The sequence below is a fragment of the Paenibacillus sp. JT31N11 genome, assembly GCF_056269285.1.
Genome location: NZ_JBWDNQ010000014.1, coordinates 144,589 through 161,833, shown reverse-complemented (window position 1 = coordinate 161,833; position 17,245 = coordinate 144,589). Strand labels below are relative to the sequence as shown.

General features: G+C 45.9%; 15 protein-coding genes and 1 pseudogene. 4 read left to right on the top strand and 12 right to left on the bottom strand.

The window, feature by feature from the left end; translation table 11 throughout:
- Positions 1–41 precede the first annotated feature (41 nt).
- Positions 42–199: pseudogene (locus AC0YNV_RS32290) on the top strand (N-acetylglucosamine-6-phosphate deacetylase); the annotation flags it as partial.
- 45 nt (positions 200–244) lie between these two features.
- On the opposite strand, the gene AC0YNV_RS32285 reads toward AC0YNV_RS32290, so the two are convergent.
- The gene (locus AC0YNV_RS32285; RefSeq protein WP_475771706.1) at positions 245–427 is read right to left on the bottom strand and encodes a hypothetical protein; all 183 of its coding nucleotides are present in this window, start codon (positions 425–427) and stop codon (positions 245–247) included.
- A gap of 147 nt (positions 428–574) precedes the next feature.
- Here AC0YNV_RS32285 and AC0YNV_RS32280 point away from each other — a divergent pair, with 147 nt between their 5' ends.
- A complete protein-coding gene (locus AC0YNV_RS32280) occupies positions 575–823 on the top strand; it encodes a hypothetical protein (RefSeq protein ID WP_475771705.1) in 249 nt (82 codons plus the stop codon).
- Positions 824–1,533: 710 nt separating this feature from the next.
- Here the strand turns inward: AC0YNV_RS32280 and AC0YNV_RS32275 are convergent.
- Together AC0YNV_RS32275 and AC0YNV_RS32270 are read right to left on the bottom strand one after the other, a co-directional pair.
- A complete protein-coding gene (locus tag AC0YNV_RS32275; RefSeq protein WP_475771704.1) occupies positions 1,534–2,787 on the bottom strand; it encodes a toprim domain-containing protein in 1,254 nt (417 codons plus the stop codon).
- 770 nt (positions 2,788–3,557) lie between these two features.
- Positions 3,558–3,818: a hypothetical protein gene (locus tag AC0YNV_RS32270; protein ID WP_475771703.1), complete on the bottom strand. Its 261-nt coding sequence runs from the start codon at positions 3,816–3,818 to the stop codon at positions 3,558–3,560.
- A gap of 851 nt (positions 3,819–4,669) precedes the next feature.
- On the opposite strand from AC0YNV_RS32270, the gene AC0YNV_RS32265 reads away from it, so the two are divergent.
- Positions 4,670–5,656 carry a helix-turn-helix domain-containing protein gene (locus AC0YNV_RS32265; RefSeq protein ID WP_475771702.1) on the top strand — a complete coding sequence of 329 codons (987 nt, stop codon included), beginning with the start codon at positions 4,670–4,672 and terminating at the stop codon, positions 5,654–5,656.
- Positions 5,657–6,010: 354 nt separating this feature from the next.
- Here AC0YNV_RS32265 and AC0YNV_RS32260 read toward each other — a convergent pair whose 3' ends face one another.
- The 5 genes from AC0YNV_RS32260 to AC0YNV_RS32240 all read right to left on the bottom strand — a co-directional run bounded on the left by AC0YNV_RS32260 (position 6,011) and on the right by AC0YNV_RS32240 (position 9,744).
- Entirely contained in the window at positions 6,011–6,628 is a 618-nt protein-coding gene (locus AC0YNV_RS32260; RefSeq protein WP_475771701.1) for a hypothetical protein, read from the bottom strand.
- Positions 6,600–7,118: a hypothetical protein gene (locus tag AC0YNV_RS32255; protein WP_475771700.1), complete on the bottom strand. Its 519-nt coding sequence runs from the start codon at positions 7,116–7,118 to the stop codon at positions 6,600–6,602. Before AC0YNV_RS32255 ends, AC0YNV_RS32260 begins: the two co-directional genes overlap by 29 nt.
- A 306-nt stretch (positions 7,119–7,424) precedes the next feature.
- A complete protein-coding gene (locus AC0YNV_RS32250; RefSeq protein WP_475771745.1) occupies positions 7,425–7,562 on the bottom strand; it encodes an aspartyl-phosphate phosphatase Spo0E family protein in 138 nt (45 codons plus the stop codon).
- Positions 7,563–7,620: 58 nt separating this feature from the next.
- Positions 7,621–9,333, bottom strand: coding sequence for an LPD1 domain-containing protein (locus tag AC0YNV_RS32245; protein WP_475771699.1), 1,713 nt, complete (start codon positions 9,331–9,333; stop codon positions 7,621–7,623).
- 138 nt (positions 9,334–9,471) lie between these two features.
- Positions 9,472–9,744, bottom strand: a complete 273-nt coding sequence (locus AC0YNV_RS32240) for a hypothetical protein (RefSeq protein WP_475771698.1) — start codon at positions 9,742–9,744, stop codon at positions 9,472–9,474.
- Positions 9,745–10,553: 809 nt separating this feature from the next.
- Between AC0YNV_RS32240 and AC0YNV_RS32235 the strand changes: the two genes are divergently transcribed.
- The gene (locus AC0YNV_RS32235; protein WP_475771697.1) at positions 10,554–10,787 is read left to right on the top strand and encodes an ATP-binding cassette domain-containing protein; all 234 of its coding nucleotides are present in this window, start codon (positions 10,554–10,556) and stop codon (positions 10,785–10,787) included.
- 448 nt (positions 10,788–11,235) lie between these two features.
- Here AC0YNV_RS32235 and AC0YNV_RS32230 read toward each other — a convergent pair whose 3' ends face one another.
- From AC0YNV_RS32230 to AC0YNV_RS32215, 4 genes are all read right to left on the bottom strand, one after another.
- The gene (locus AC0YNV_RS32230) at positions 11,236–12,285 is read right to left on the bottom strand and encodes a Gfo/Idh/MocA family protein (protein WP_475771696.1); all 1,050 of its coding nucleotides are present in this window, start codon (positions 12,283–12,285) and stop codon (positions 11,236–11,238) included.
- Positions 12,286–12,376: 91 nt separating this feature from the next.
- Positions 12,377–14,125 carry an alpha-glycosidase gene (locus AC0YNV_RS32225; protein ID WP_475771695.1) on the bottom strand — a complete coding sequence of 583 codons (1,749 nt, stop codon included), beginning with the start codon at positions 14,123–14,125 and terminating at the stop codon, positions 12,377–12,379.
- A gap of 258 nt (positions 14,126–14,383) precedes the next feature.
- Positions 14,384–15,133: a ThuA domain-containing protein gene (locus AC0YNV_RS32220; RefSeq protein WP_475771694.1), complete on the bottom strand. Its 750-nt coding sequence runs from the start codon at positions 15,131–15,133 to the stop codon at positions 14,384–14,386.
- A gap of 236 nt (positions 15,134–15,369) precedes the next feature.
- Entirely contained in the window at positions 15,370–16,986 is a 1,617-nt protein-coding gene (locus AC0YNV_RS32215; RefSeq protein ID WP_475771693.1) for an extracellular solute-binding protein, read from the bottom strand.
- Positions 16,987–17,245: the final 259 nt, after the last annotated feature.

Here is a 17,245-nt window from a genome sequence, read left to right as displayed (position 1 = left end):
AAGAAAGCATTCAGATGAACACGGAAGATGTCGAGGTTCTTGATGGAAAGGAACGCTTGCTTATACTAGGGATGATCGACGTTCAAATTCATGGGCAAAAGGCTACGACATGATGGACGGTACGGTCGAAAGTATAAAGGAAGTGTCAAAAGCATGTGCGGATACGGGTTGCACATCGTTCTTGGTCACCTCGGTCAGTATGATTTGGTAAAAAGCAAAAAGAGCTGCCCCGGCAGCTCCTTCTTCAACCGGACTGTTTAGCCAGGTACTCCTTCAACAATTGTAACGTGATCTCACTAATTTCAAGATCACCCTGTTTAGCGACCAGCATCTTTAGCTGCAGTTTGTACGCTTTTATTTTGTATGGACTTAATCCCTGGATTCGTTTATCTGCTTCATACAGTCTCCATAATTTAGTTAAATTCATAAAATAACCTCCCATTAGACCTATTAAATCTAGGTTTGCATCAAATGGGAGGTTTTAATCAATCATTTTGTAGGAGCTTGTCAGTTCGTCGACGGGAAAGACGTCGTAAACAACGGCAACTACGGCGTCACGTACAATCTGTCCGTCGTGATTAATAACGAGAGCGGCTCGAAGAAACGAATTTCCGTCTATGACAATTCTTCGGGCGGCGCCGGGCATTACGTCGTCGAATGGGCGGGTCTCATCCTGCAATCGCCGTACGTGAACTATACGAAGGCTTGGAATATCGCCGATTTCAGGGTGAACAAGCATGGAAAGACGATCGCGTCGAATTTTAGCCTGACGGGCGGCGCAGCGGGACCGCAGACGATTTATTTCACGAATTCGAATTTCTAGGGACTTATCCATGACCGAGTTTGCGATTTTCAAGAACGAGCAGTCATGAAAGGTTAATACGCGGTAAAGGCGATTGAATTGGTTCGGTAAAAGGTTAGAATCATAGGACAATGGAGAACTGCTGCAATTGCGGCAGTTTTCTTTTTGTAAAGTGGATGTTTGGCTGCCTGGTGCGGTCAACATTATTCAAACTGCGTGATCAACGTACCAATAGAAAAAACCACCTGACCGTGCGGTCAGGTGAGGATGGCTCGATTAGAAAGGCTGAGCAGCCGGAAAGCCAATTTTCTCTTTGCGAAGTAGCCGTTTCGCTTTTGTCGGAGCACCCATCATAAGTCTCTTGCGGAATTTGAGTGCTGCCTATCTGCGGTCCATTTTGCGCTGCCGTATAAATCAAGACAAGGTTCGGTCTAGAATGCTCCGATTGATTCGGCGTACCGCGATGCCCCATCCATCAAAAAAGATTAGACCGCCATTATTAATATAAAATTACCGACATCATACTATAAAATTAGCGTCATTTTACCATAAAGTTAACATGCCTATCGGCGTGCATCGCATTTCAGGATCCCTAGTTAATCTGCCAATGAGAATGACGCTGATTAACATGGTTAATTACCACCCTTGTATTAAATTTGAATTTCCTCCACTGACCACATCATTACGACACGAAGCGAATGTTTCTCCATGTCATGTCCTTCGGTACCTGGTTACTCAAGAAGCGTGGATACCTTAGGCTGAAAGCCACGGTCGATCAAGTCGTCGATGCCTTTTCCCAGGGAAATGTCCCACATTGCAAGGCTGAGCTTCATGGTCGTTTCCTTCGCAAAGAATTCGACGCACTGCTCGAGGGCCATTTCGACTTCAGGCGTATTAACGACGTCTGCATCATATGCAAAAACAATATGCTTGCAACCCAATTGCTTCAGCGGCTCAAGCAAGAGCGAGAAAGCGCCGGCGCCGGGAATTCCAAAGACCGGCTTCAATAGACCGTCCGCAGCCTTATCAGATTTTATCGGCCCCTCCGTCACCCAAACCTCGGCACAATCAAAAATGGTATCTGCAGTTTGACCAACGTGCCAGTACTTCAAACACGGACTAGGTAAAGAAAGGTGAACCGGAAGTGGGCCGCCAATTGACGAACCGTTATCTTTCGAACCACTGCTCCACCACCAGTATCGCTGCCCCTGCTTTAATTCAACGCTAAAGACAAGTTGCTTGGAATCAGAAAAGCACTCCTTCTTGTCCTTCTCGGTCAGTTCAACAATTAACGTCTTGTTTTGTACTTTCAGCGAGCATTTGGCCCGCCGTTTCCCGCTTTGATCCTGCGGAAGTTCCTCCAAAATTTCTCCTTTTATCGCGCCTTTCATGTCCAATTCAAGGAGCGGGTTATCCACCCTGATCTGCCAGCCCGTAATTTCATTTGAGATGGTACGGAACGGAATCATAAGACCCGTCCCGCCCGCCATCGTCCAGTAAGGACCGTAGCGTCCTTCTTCGCAGAAGAAGCCCGGCACGCCTAATAGGTCGCTATTATCGTTGAGACGGTTAATCACGTTCTTGGCGACTTTGTAGCGTTCCTGAGTAGGCATTGTGCGATACTCACGTATGTGAACAACCTCCTTTTCGAGAAATCGATCTTCGAGCAGATGCGCAAAGTGATTGGGGGATAATTGGAGCTCCTTCATTAAGGCACGATAGACCCGGTTAAGATGGTGATCCGGCTTCTTATCGACAGCCTTATTCACTTCAATCTCGACCTTTGTCTTCGGAACAACATCGGGATCAAGATAATGCCGGAATTGCCGACCAATAATCGAATCAAAATAATCATCGCTCGGCACCCTCATACAATGAACAATCGTTTGCTCGCGGTTTATCCGGCACCAGCCTTTATGCCCACAAATAGGGCATTGAGCCATGATCTCATACCATCCATCATGCTTTGTTCTTCGAAGCTTCATCCCTCCAACTCCTTTTCCTACGATGCTTGAAGAATTGTGCCCATTCCCACCTCGAGTTGCTGCAGTTGTTCAAGGGAATGAGAGGTAAACTTGCCGAGCCATGTGATCTGAAGGATCCCTGGACCTTGTTCTTCAAGTCCGGTTTCGACCAGTGCTTTGTACCGTTCATAAAACGGCTGACGTATTTCTCCTCCTGCCCGGTTTGCCCATAGACTTGATCGTGATTGTTCATGCTAGACGAACCATTCGTATTAGACTGGAGTGCTCTTGGGAACGATCTGAGTTTCCAGTTGGCGTCGCTTGTCCGCTTCTTTGCGGCTGCTTTTCTCCACCACCGGAAGATGATGTACGGTTATTTCCTAGACCATTTGGCCCTAGCCCGTTACGTTCGCTGGATCCATTCTCTTTGACCTTCAGTTTCTCTAGCGCTTTTTCCGGGATTTCGTCGATATAATCTCCTCGTATGAAGAGAGTCCAAAGCCGATGTTGCCGAACCTGCCATGAGACAGCGTTCGCCCGACGGAAATTTATCGAAGCAGGTTGGTGGAATTCACACGTATATCGCGCCAAATCAAATGATCACGCGCTCTTTCATCTTTAGGGGCTTACCATTTTTGTTCAGTCCATCGAAATGGCATGTCATGACCCAATCTCCGATTTGCTCCGGATAGATGTTGATCTCGTAGCTTTTTTCATGCACTTTGTGCACTTTGTGAACGGCAATCATCTGCTCGATGCGACCTTCGACGCCCACGTAAGGCCGAAACGTTTCATTGTACATTTTGCCTTTGCACGAGTGAAGACCATGATCTCTTTGCTCTACAGTAAAGGGTGAACTGCTTGTCCAGCTCCTTCTCTTTTTGTGAAAGCAGCCGAATGTTCTTATGAAATTCACTAGTCACCAGATCATAGACCGACTGAATCGTCACATGCACTAGCTTTTTCTTCTCCACCAGAACGATACATTTATCGTATTCTCCATCCTCACCCGCCAAGTAAGGATAGCCTCGCTCTTGTCCATGGTTTTCCATCAACATTCCTCCATTTTTTTTATTCGAATTGCCCCCAATTCCGCAGCTCTGATCATTATGAATCTATGAACATTACGCCTCTTTCTTCAGATCGCCAACAAAAAAAGACGCATTCGAAATTCGAATGCGTCTTTCATGGAATGGAAACAAAAATGGACATACGGGTAGTATAAGTCCAAAAAGCTTCCATTTACATACTTTGATGCCGTAAGGCGTCCCCGTCTTCGTCGAAAAGATGACAACGAAGAAAAAAATAGATTGATGCTGTAATACTAGAATTATAGCATCAGACTGAATTTAGGTAAAGTACGCCCTTGTCATTTAATATCCCTCAACCGACGCAAGAAACCCCGCTTCAGGTTAATCCTTTAGCGGGGTTTTTGCTGCGTGCTAGGCATATTTTGTTGATTCCATTTTACCATGATGCCAATGAGTGGACAAGCTCGGAATACGGATCCCGGCAAGTTTAGCCATTTTTTACTTTACCAATTGAAAATAATTGGGGTATAATCTTCTTGCGTGCTGCCGGGTCAAGTCAACCCTTCTTTGGTGTTGATTGTGACCTTTGCTTCATTGCACACAAATATCTTGTGTGTTTTTTTATTACCCATTTCGGCATCGCGGGTAGCGAGTCTAAGCCGAAACCACTCAAATACAATAAAAAAAGCCCCTACCAGGTTACATTCATTGTCTTCCGGCCGCCAAGCGTTTAGACAATGGATGGTTCAGGAGTAGAAGCTTTATTACACACAAATTCGATATGAGCCTATTTTAACATATCGTTTTTGAAAAATAAAGCCTCTTCTCTCTCTTTAGTATTGTCTATTTGGTAGGCGCAAGGGAGATTTTTTATGTCGGAAACCAAAAATTTGAAGGAAGGTTCAGCTCGACTCCTCTACTATCGGGAGAGGCCCACTGGGAATCGCACACCGAAGATGCGAATGGTCAAAGGTAAGCCACAGGCCTATTTCGAAGAAGAACTCGAACGGATCTACTTCAACGAAGAAGATATTCGTAAATTGTCGCTGGACAAGCATTCGCAAAATGTCCCTTATATCGATGGCCACATGACCATCATCAATAATTATATGTTTGACTACTGGGGCTACATACTCGGAGCGGAAGCGATTGCGCTCTACGCTCACCTGAAGAGATACTGCTACGGGGACAAAGATATATGCTGGCCGAATCTTGAGCTGATTTCATACAAGATGAAGATGAGTCGAAACACGGTTAAGAAGTATCTCGGCATCCTGGAAGACCACGGATTCGTCTACCATTTCAATGTGCAAAATGCCGATCTGAACAATACCAATGAAAGTCCGCTTTTTAAGGTCCGGAGGAAAGTCCCGCTCCTATCCCAGGAACTATGCGACCAGCTGCCCCATGTGCTGCAGATCGACCACGAGAAACACTTGAAAAAATTATTGGCTACTTGTGAACACGAACTCGATCTTGATCCAAGTGTCGACTACAGCGAGCTTTACGATGACTTAATCGATAAAGGGAAAGTTCACCGCAAAGTGAAACAGCTCTCCTTGTTCGAAATGGAACAACAATCCGCTTTGAAACGCCGCATTCTCGAGGACGAACAGTCTGACTACGATAAATCACTCTGGCAGGCGTTCTTATCTGAAATATTGAAGCGTATTTCAAGACCATCCTATGACAACTGGTATGCGAAGACCTTCGCGCATAAGCGAAACGATATCCTTACGATATTTACCCCCCACGAGATGGTCACGAACTGGTTATCAGGCCGCTACATGAATATGATCAAAGAAATCATTTATACGTTCGACGATTCAGTAAAGGAAATTCAGATTGAAACAATATAAGTATCTACTTAGGAGCCGACAAAAGCTCCTATTTTTTATGTCAATTTTAAGGAATCAAGCTTTGACAGGTTGCCTATAAATTTCGGACTCACCTATCTCAATTATTGACACCCGGGGTATAGATTTTTGATATGCATCGCCTATCAATTTTTGATACCCGAAAAAATATACGAATTCTCGCCTATAAAATATTGATATAGGGGCATCAAATTTCTATAGGTGAATATGTCATATTAGAAATTGAGACACCCTTCGTCAAAATCTGAGATAGCCTGCCTCAAAATTTGATACCGAATAAATACAATCTTTAAGAAGAACTTGATTGTAAGAAAAACAATCTTTATATATTCATCATCAATCAAAATCATGGGAGAAGAATCGATCCACAAGTGCGTTAATCAAAAGTTGCTGATTACCACGCCGGAGCTGTGCAATAAAGTCGACGAAAAGAATCGAGATCATTTCATCAACTTCCATATGAAAATCGGGAAAGGTGGCCTGGGCGTCATACAGGAACACTTCACCGCGCTGCACGTTCTCGCGTATGAATTGCACCTCAAGCAGTGCCCACCGTTTTGGCGAGATGATATGATTCAAAGCTTCGCTCTTCTTCGGTCGCGGGAAGTAGATTTGTCGTTTCGTGTGAAGACTCTTTACGGTGTCCTCCAGCGTTACGGAATCTGCCGACGTTTTATACTCACTCAAATTCTCCCGGACATGAAGGAGGAAGTCCGCGTATAGCACATGAACCAAGTGCGCAACGGTTAATTCGGAGAATGCGCCCTTTGTTTTCTTATTGACATCCCCAATAAAAACCGCGGCGCGGGCAAAGTCGATTTCCTCGGCCCGAACTTTTAATCGAACAATCCGCTTCGACCTTGTAAAAAGATCAGCCCAGGTAAAGTTCCCCGTTAAGTCCCGCAGCTTGTCCGATACGCTTTGACTACTGCTGCTGACTCTTTCGATACGCATGTATATCCACATCCCCACGGAAAATGTAATTCATAATTAGCCTGTAGACCGTTTTTCTGATGGATAAATTCAAACGCCTAGCTAGGGCTTCGATTTCCAAATAGTCTGGCAGCAAGAGTTCAGCGTGCATATATTGGCCCGTATCCTTATACATCAGCTGTGGATATCGCTCTGGAAATATGGTGAATTGTTCCATGGCTTTCTTGAGGATAGCCGTGTTTGATATCGTTTCGTATTTAACGTCAGGTTTGCGATCAGCGACACGCATCTCACTCGCACGCCGGCGCAGGTCCTCTCTTTGCTCGGGAGTAACCGGAAACTTCATGTCCTTCTTCTTATTAGATCGCTCTTTCCGGGTACGGGCTTTTGGCTTCTTTACTGCAGGCGGCGCAGCCGGGGTAACGGCGACTTGCTTTTGAGGCTTTGGCGGCGGTGTTTTCGGTGGCTCATTACTCACCGGCCTGAAAACATCATTCAAACTGCTTACCATAGGTGTGGCCCCCTCATCGCGATATGATTTCGGTCAAAATTCCAGAATTCCATGTAAGACAAGTATATGAGTGAAGGCGCGGAGAATAGAACGCTCGTCCGAGGTATAATCGCAGCTGGATCGGTCGATGCTGAATAGTAATCTATGAATAGGAGTGATAGACGATGGCGGCCATAAATGAGTTGACTCCCGAGCAGGCGAAAAAGCTTGCTGCGCTGATGATCAAAGTATCGGCAAAGATAGGCGGACCCAGAATCGTAAAAAAATAAGCAGACTGCCATATGCGCAGCCTGCTTCACATTGAATCTACTTTTTTATTGCCATTTCCCGTTGTCCATAATGATTGAGTAAACGATCAAGTTCCTGGGATTTTCGAATCACGATATCCGAACGAATTCCAAACTGATCGCTCAGCATATGCATTTCTTTTCGCTTGCGTTCGATAGCTCTTCTGATTTGAGAGAGTCTTGGTACCGGTATGACATCATCCCCCTATCAACGGTTATCCTCTACTCCACCCCTTGGCGTCCTGCAGAATGCCGGACGCGAGCAGTACCCTCCACCATTCACGAAATGCATCGTTAATAGTAATTCTCTCGAGTCCTTGGGGATATGGACCTTCGCAGCGGGTTCCGCTGACCAGGTAGCTGTTCGTCATTCCTCGCTCCACGAGCTCATCCTCGATCCAAGCTTCAAAGGCCCTGGCAAATAGCTCGTGGTCCCGGCGCCAATATTCGCCGCGCTCTTTCGCATCAAGGAAAAATGCACTGAACGATGTTGGAATAAAAAATTCGGCCGGCACTTCCCTGCTTGCTTCTTTAAGCAATTGACAGTAGTAGACGCCGATATCGATCCACTTTTTTTTGCTCTTAATACGGTAAACCCGGTTGAGAGACGCAAGCGCTTTGGAAACATCGTATCCATTTCGATCAAGTTTCTGGTTTATATCCGAACTGTACCGCCCACGACGTGGAGGCAATTCACTCGGAACAGGATGCCGCAGAGTACCATTGCCTTGCTTGATGTGTTTCATCAAGCGTGCAAAAGCGGTTTGGAGTGAATTCTGGCTGAGAGAGTCTTTTAGGTCGGTAGCGGATAGTGCAGCCAGCCTTCCGTTGGCAAACCCATGCCCATAAGAATTCAAGTTATAATCCAGGGCATGCGCCCATTCATGGCATAGTGCCCCACCGCCATTCATCTTCGTCAAATTGATAACATTCAGATACGGCTCATAGTGGGCACTTGCTTTCCCAGTCCCACGGGCGCCGAACGCAAGCCCGACTATACCGTAGAAGCTGATAGCATGCCGTGGAATGTTTAGAACCGCAGCGAGATCAGCATGGGCGTTACCGCTACAAAGAAGATGATAACGGCCAGCCGCATCCTCCATCCAATTTCCAAATTGGATGCCACGGTAGCCGTAATGCGTGATTAAATCTTCCGGCTTCTCAACGCCTGAAGGCTCTTTCGAGAGACGTAGGACCTCCTTTGGCACCCGGCGTTCCCATCGCGCTTTGGAGTGGCTCTGAGAAGAAGAAGAGCGAACTTTGGGTTCAGTCCATTTCCAAGCTAGTCCTTCTTCCGAAGAGAAAGCCTTACCGAAAATGTTCGCGTAGGCCGCTTCTTTCCCGCGGCCGCTTGATAGGAACGTTCGTTTGAAACGTTCCCCGAGCGATAACCAAAAGGCGAAATTAGCAACTGACGGGTCTTTGAGCAACAATTGATCATGCTGAGACCAAGTTGCTTTCTTGACGTCCGCCTGGAGCACTTCGAAAGCACTTCTAAATTCCGCCTCGGTATACGTCTCGGCAAAGACAAGTTTCAGTTCAGCGATCCCTTTAATAAAATGCTCCCGCGCTTCGGGGTTATCTTCTGGCCGTTGACATACTCGATCCCAAATAAGCTTGATCGCGAACGTCACTTCGGAAGAAAATCCTTTCTCGCGAAAATCCTGAATTGGGAAGGCACCCAGTAACTCGTCCTTACAAATCGACTCAAATGCCTGCGTTGGATCCTTCTCGAGCGCCACATACCATTCTTTTGTGTATGTAAGCAAAGAAGCAAGTTGTTTGCGAGCCCCTACGAGCTCTTCACCGACATCGTAGGAATATTGCTTACGTCCAGTATCCGGCGATTTATCATCTTTCTCCAAGATGACGGCAGCGAGCTCTTCGGTGCCGGCGAACGATGCCGGAAAGTAGTCAAAAAGTTTCATTAAGCGCCATCTCCGAATTACCCCCATAGGTCTCCCGCGCTGAGCGAGAAACGAATTGTCTTCGCTCCGCTCAGCCGGAGTACTTATTGGTTATCCGCAGTCCTAGATGGTGACCTTGTTCTTGCTATCGAGGAACTGTTAACGATCCCTCCTAATTTCCCCTTCTCCTCGGAATTCACTGTCTGCAAATAATTTGCCATCGTAGATCCCGACATGCATACCATCTTGCCACGTGGCGGAAATCATTTCGCTTGTTGTGAATGCATGCAGTTCGTCCGGTGTCTCAAGAAAGTATTCAGCATAGCTGCCATTAACCTCAGTAAAGCACCGAATAAACCGCCGGTAGCAAGAAGTAAGCAAAAACTCTGGAAGTACTCCCTCAAGCATCACCGTGCGTTCAACCTGGTTCATTCCAAATTCCTCCTCAATTTTCGGCACAAAAAAAACAGGTAGACGCAAAAAAGAACACACGTCTCCCGTATGTTCTAATGGTCTCCTGTTATTGAACCGTTACCTATTTGCTATTAATAGCTTGCTCCCTCTTCGCCAAAAATGATTGGCGTAGAAAATAAGTTGGATCGTAATAAGGAAATTATACAATGCCTACCTACCGCTAGCAAGGGTAAGCTATTAAAAAAGGCCACACGAAGAGGAGTTATCCGAACTACTGCAACCTATGAGCCTCATAAACGGGAGTCATTTGCTCTAAATATTGGGTATGCCACACGAAAGGGAGTCTGAATCGGCGGGATCCGGTCCATTTAGAGGCAATTCCTCCTTATACTCCCGTCGGCGTGGCAGGAAACTGCCGATGATGTATCTGTCCATACCTCTCCACCTGGCATTAAACCACCCTCATTTGTGGCCTTTAACTCACGTCGGCGTGGCCTTTAAGGTCAATGAGGCCCATATTGACGCGTGATCTTAGCGCGGCGCAGCACAAACCGAAGCATCAGTCGCAGTCCACCTTCAGATCGAGCGGTTCTGGTACGGGTACGTTCGACGCATCCTCCACTGTCTCATTTTTCTTAAGAAACCGCCGCCTCCCCTAATTGTGAATCCTATTATTTTCTGCATTTATATAGTCTCCCCTTTCCTTTCACGAATGCAACAGGCTGCTGCTGTAAAGTCATTCCAAAATAAATTACATTTGTAACTGTTCGCCGGCTCCCAATTCCCCGATACTAAATACATAATCGGCAACAGGGAGGATGATTAAAGTGGCACTCGCACAATTGCGCGGAATCGTCAAACGATACGGAAACTCGCTCGCTCTCGATCATGTCGACCTTGATATTCATCAGGGTGAAATTTTAGGGCTGCTGGGGCCGAACAGAGCGGGTAAAACGACGCTGATTCATGCCCTGGCCGGCGTAATCGGAATCGATTCGGGAAGCATAACGTGTTTCGGCAAAACGGTTCGGCTTCCGTTACCTTATCCCCTTCAACGTTGACGCGTTGTATAGGTGAAATTACTTGCTATGAATACCGCAATAAGTACGACCATTATCGATGTAGCTGATGCTCTCCAGCGTCTTTTCATCATAACCATGCTCATTTCAAAATTAGTGTACTCGTGAACGGAAATTTATATTTCCAAATGACAAATGAAGATAATATTAACGTGTATATTTTAGTTGAAACCGTCATGTACAAATTGATGAAATAAGAGCAGTAATAACTAAATCGCTTACGTTATATGACAAGTTAACCATAGAGAAAGGATACCGATTTGCAGCACCTTAAATACATGGTCATGCTGTCAATGAATTAAATTGCCCCATAATAAATATCGGCCATGTCACGGCAATCTGCTTGACCTCCTCACACAAAAATGAGATCCGGTTCAGGAAAACAAATGATTTTTTTGCTGAACCGGATAATACGTTCTTCAGCGGGATATCACAAACGAATGACTGCTTTCGTTTCACTTGCCCTGACGATGGCATCCAATACTTCTTGGTTACGATAACCGTCCATAAAACCAGGAAGTCCGTCCGGTTGGGAGCCTTCAAGCATCGCCAAGAAGTCTGCGTATTGCGTTACTTTACAATGCTTTGGTACTTCGAGCGTCTCTTTCGCTAGCTGTCCCTGCGTTTCCTCCCGTATCCAGATAAGATGATCAGGATGCAGTGTAGAAGCGTGAATCGTACCGAGGTCGCCGTAAATGGACACTTCATGTTGGTTGCCCGATCCGACAGCATTGCGCGTCGTATGAAATACCCCCATGATATCACCCGTCATTCGGGTTTGGAAACTAGCGAAATCGTCGACTTCAATCTTGACCACATTTCCGCTGGGCGATTCATGACGTTCGGGAATAATCGTATGTAACTGCGCCGATAGCTCTTGGAACTCCCCAAAAAGGAAACGTGCCATATCGATCATATGCGAACCAAGATCGCCGAGGGTTCCCGTACCGGTTATCTCTTTATTGAACCTCCACACATAAGGTCGGTTATACAGCGCCGCGCCCCATCCCTGCAAATACCGAATAGAGAAACTTCGCACCGTGCCTATCTTACCTTCTCGTACGAGCTCTCGTGTATAACGAAAGGCTGGCGTGTAACGGTAAGTGAAACCGAACATCGCCGGCACCGGCTGTTGTTCATATAATGCCAGCAACGGTATGGCTTCCTCGAACATGCGGGTGAACGGTTTCTCCGCCATGAACGGCTTACGAGCCTGCAGGCACGCACGAATAATATTTGCGTGAACGTTGTTTGGTGTTACGGAAACTACGGCATCGACGTCCGGGTCTTCAATCAGACGCTTGTAATCCTCATACCGCTTGTCTCCGGGGATGTCAAGCTGGTCACCCACCCTTACTAACGCTTCCGCCTTCACGTCGCTAACCGCAACGATGTCAAATCTTCCTTCCGCCTTCATCCAATTAATATGTGCCTGAGACATCCCTCCGAGACCGATCAATCCGATATGATACCTGTTCATCGTTGTTTCTCTCCTTCGTTCGCTATGATATTTAATATGTTTTAAATTAACTTTGTCTCTTTAACTTAATCCAAAATGCAGCCTTGATTTGTTAAGTGTTGTTTAAAATCACAGATTCGAAAGCGTCCAACTGAAGTTCAATGGGTTTGCCGTCGGAGGCAATTCGTTGATTGCCGAGTACACCGACCCAGTTCCCTAGCGGAATGTCCAATTGAAATATTGCAGGTTGATTGGATGCATTCATGGCAATAATGAAATGCTCCTGGTCTTTCTTTCGTTCATACGCAATAAGATTTCTTTTATGATCGACCGATATAAATCTAAAATCCCCATCCCGGAGAGCGGCGTGAGCTTTTCTCAAGTGAACGATTTGTTTATAAAAATCAAATAGCGTCTGATCTTGTTTTGCCGGATCCCAGATCATCGTCCTTCTGCAATCGGGGTCCATTCCCCCAGCAATTCCGACTTCATCTCCGTAGTAGATGCATGGTGTTCCCAAATACGTAAATTGGAAAGTGACGGCTTGTTTCATTTTTCTTTTGTCTCCGCTGCATATTTCCAACAAGCGAGGGGTATCATGCGAATCCAGCAAATTGAATAAGACCTGGTTTACAGGCCACGGGTATTCGACATGCATTTTATTAATCTGGTCCGCAAACTGAGCGGCGTGAATGGAGTTTTCACAGAAAAATGCCAAAATGGAATTCGTCACGGGATAGTTCATCACGGCATCAAATTGGTCACCCTGCAGCCATGGGAGAGAATTGTGCCAAATCTCTCCGAGTATATATGCTTCGGGATTCGCCTCCTTGACCTTATGGCGGAATTCGCGCCAAAACTGATGATCCACTTCGTTGGCGACATCCAGACGCCAGGCGTCAATGCCGATTTCGCTAATCCAGTAACGAGCTACCTGCAAAAGGTACTCTTTCAGCTCTTGATTCTCGGTATTTAATTTTGGCATCATATAACCAAACGAAAAAGTCGAATAGTTCGGTCTTGGCTCGGTTCGGAGCGGGAATTCCTTGACATGAAACCAATCGACGTACTTAGACTTCTCCTGATTTCGGATGACATCCTGAAACGGAGGGAAGTAGTATCCAGAGTGGTTGAAGACAGCGTCCAACATAACCTTGATTCCGCGTTGATGGGCTGCTGCCACCAGCGTTTTCATCAGTTGATTATCCCCAAAATGAGGATCGATTCTCATGTAATCAACAGTATCATATTTGTGATTTGTACGAGCTTCGAAAACCGGCGTAAAGTAAATGGCATTGATGCCGAGTTCGGTCAAATGGTCAAGGTGATCAATTACCCCCTGTAAATCCCCGCCGAAAAAGTTGCCGCGTTCAGGCTTTCCTCCCCAAGGCTGAACGTTCTCGGGATCATTGGAAGGATCGCCATTCGCAAACCGATCAGGGAATATTTGGTAAAAAACAGCGTCCTTTACCCACTCTGGTGTCTTGAATACATCGATGTTGTTAAGATAAGGAAATTCAAACAAGCCGCGATTTCCGGTGTGATTCGGTGCATTTTTCTGGAATCCCCTCTCGGTCATCCAAATATGCTCTCCGTCATTTGATTCCAAATAAAAAGAATAAGAGGTACGTTTGTAAGGCGGCTTTATTTCCGCCTGATAATAATCAAACATAGAGTCAGAAGCAAACTTAACCATATCAACATGTGTTGCGGGACTGTTACTGTCACACTTGTCAGCAAAAGATAGAGTCACATTGCTCATATCTTCTTTTTTTGTCCTTATCCGTATATGCAGCTTTTGATTATCATTGGCAAAGGCGTAATTCGATTTGGGACGATGATAGATTGCTTCCAATAACATATTCCAACCCCCTTGAGGAATTATTTACATTTGATACTACGAGTAACGTTCACTCCCGATGCTTGACAAAGGAACCCGCTGTTCCGAACAAAGCATAGCGCGGTCTGGGCATGGGGACTATTAACGACGACGTTAGTCTGACCTTCTAACCCCTTTTTTTGCCAAGCGCGATATCGAAGCTGTCGTCCGCTTCCGCAATGAAATGTCCAGCTGGCAAAACCGTAACCGATCAATCCGACTTGCAGTTGTTCCTTCATTTTATTTCCTGTTTCTTATCTCCAAATTTTTCCCCTTGATGTATTCCAACGGGACGGCGTTGCCGTAAACCGGTACTGCCGTACCGCTCGGCGCAGCCCACTGTACGCCGTTCACAATCATTTGTTGAATTTTCTTGTTGTGGTAGGTCGGATACGTTTCGTGCCCCGGTCGGAAATAAAAGATTTTTCCACGCCCTCGGTGATAGGTGACACCGCTGCGAAATACTTCACCACCCTCGAACCAGGAGACGAATACCAGACCATCCGGCGTGGAAATGTTGAAATGCTCTCCATACATCTCTTCCTCTGGAAGCTCAATGTACTCTCCGATACCTGCCGTAATCGGATGCGCCGGATCGACCACCCAAATCCGTTCTTTCTCGTCGGCTTCGCGCCATTTCAGCTGTCCAGTTGGCGTGCCCAGCAACTTACTGAATATTTTCGAAGCGTGTCCCGAGTGCAGGACGACTAGACCCATCCCCTCAAGCACCTGTTTATACACTTTCTCAACGACAGCGTCCGCAACTTCATGATGTGCCAGATGCCCCCACCAAATCAATACATCTGTATGGTTCAGCACTTCATTGGTCAAGCCGTGCTCCGGTTCATCCAAAGTGGCTGTGCCCGTTTCGAATCCTGCATTCGTTAAAAATTTTGCAATCGCACCGTGGATACCGTTCGGATAGATCTTGCTTACTAGCGGGTTTTTCTGCTCATGACGATTTTCGTTCCATACCGTAACCTTTATCAATGCAAGAACACTCCTTTGAAATTTATAAATGAATTACTCCTTGGTTACACTTGCTTTGGCAAAGGTGTCCAGCACCCCACACCGGTGCAGCCTAGAGATCAAGCGAGAATACGAGGCTTCCCATTAGAGTAAAATTGCTCTTGTTGTTGAATAAGACCGAAACCTCATTACGCCTTGACCCCCCGACCAACCGTTTCAGCAATTACCTATGGCAGCGGGATAAAATCAGTGAAAACTTATTTTACACTCATGTAACGATCATACGCATCGTCATAGATCTTGATTAGCTTTTGAAGTCCCATATCATTGAGTTTTTTCACGTATGCGTCCCAACCTTCATCGATGCCGCCTTTTGTAATCCATTGGGCACGGGTGCTGGCAATGTAGCCGTCAATATCCGTTGTAAGTGTGGGCAATTGTTGGTAATCTTCCTCCGAATACATGACATTTGGAAATGGTGTAGTTACATAATCCTTTCCCAACTTATCAATTTCCAATTTCAGTCCATCACCGGTTATCGGATCAAGTTTGATCTTCTTATCAAAGCTGGGACTTACATATTTAGGGCCGAAAGACCGAAGGGAATTTTCCCAATACCATGAGTCCGCACTTGTGCCCGCAGGCGGATTCATCAGCGAATAGGTGCCGTCGTCATTCTTCTTAATGGAAGTACCGATTGCGCCCCAGTTATTCTGAATACTCGCTTCACCTGTATAGAACTGATCCGCCCATCGGGCAGCGACATCCGGATACTTGCAAAATGTTGTAATCAACATCTGGTTGCGACCGACCCCTGGGTTCGGGTCACCATCCTGATAACGTTTACCATCCGGACCGGCTATGGGGGCAATAGCTTCATATTGATCTCCCCATTTGCCAAATACGGCGTCTGGCGTCCACTGGTAATCAAATCCGATAAGCGATGCATCCGGATTTTGCTGCTTGGCCATCAACATTGTAGTATCCTGTGTAAAGGACTCTTGATCGAGTAAGCCATTCGCATATAATTGATGCGCCCAATTCATGCCAGCCTTATACTCCTCAGTAGTCGGATAGTAGACCGGCTTGCCATCATTGACCATCATATGGTTGCTTCTCCGGTCTGTGATGCCAAAAGGGGCAAGGAAATTCACATTGAAATCTCCCGCCATACTAATTGGAATTTCGTCATGCTTTCCGTTTCCGTTCGGATCTTGTTCTTTAAAAGCTTTAAGGACATTGTTGAGTTCATCAAAATTAGCAGGAGCTTTCAGCCCCAATTTGTCAAGCCAAACTTTGTTGATGATTGGCTGATTTACAGAGGCGGGCTGAGATGGCCCCTTCGCGGGCAAAGAATAGATTTTTCCATCTGGAAAAGTACTGGTTTTCTTCAGTTCCGGGGTTTCTTCTATTGCCGCTTTCAAATTTAGCATATCTTTTTCAATATAATCATCCAGCGGGCGGAAAAAACTTAAATTGTTGATGATATCGGAATCACTAAATGCCAGATCGCCTATAATAACATCTGGAAGCTTGCCGCTGGCTAACATGACTGATTTCTGGTCATTCCAATCGTTGGAGGACACCACCTGCCAGTTAATTTTTACGTTGGTTCTTTTCTCCAGATCTTGCAGCCATGTGTTTTTAGTGAAGCTATCCCCCATGTTGCCCCAGCGAATGGTCAGTACATTCAGCGTAACCGGTTTATTGACAATCGGCAGACCCTCTTGATTGAAATTGCTATCCGCATTGGAAGGAGCAGAATCCGTATCATTGCTTTTATTGCTGCAGCCCGCAAGGGCGAAAACCAGTGTGAAAACCAGAGCAAGGACAGTTAGCGTTTTTTTCATTACGCTTATCGAAGTTTTTCCCATGTGAAAATCCCCCTAATTCATTTTAACTTCCATTCCTTTTCATCGTGTTCCAAAAGTCCGGTTTCAGCATTCTCTATGACTTTACGGCGCCAATCATCACCCCCCTGATTAACCATTGCTGGATTGACGCTGAATGAAAGTTGCAATCTTCTGATAATAGGAAGGACAACTAGCCGGCATCAGGATGATAGTAAACGCTTACAATCTTGTCATAAGTTCTTTGTAACCATATGTTTTTAGCGAAGCTATCCCCCATGTT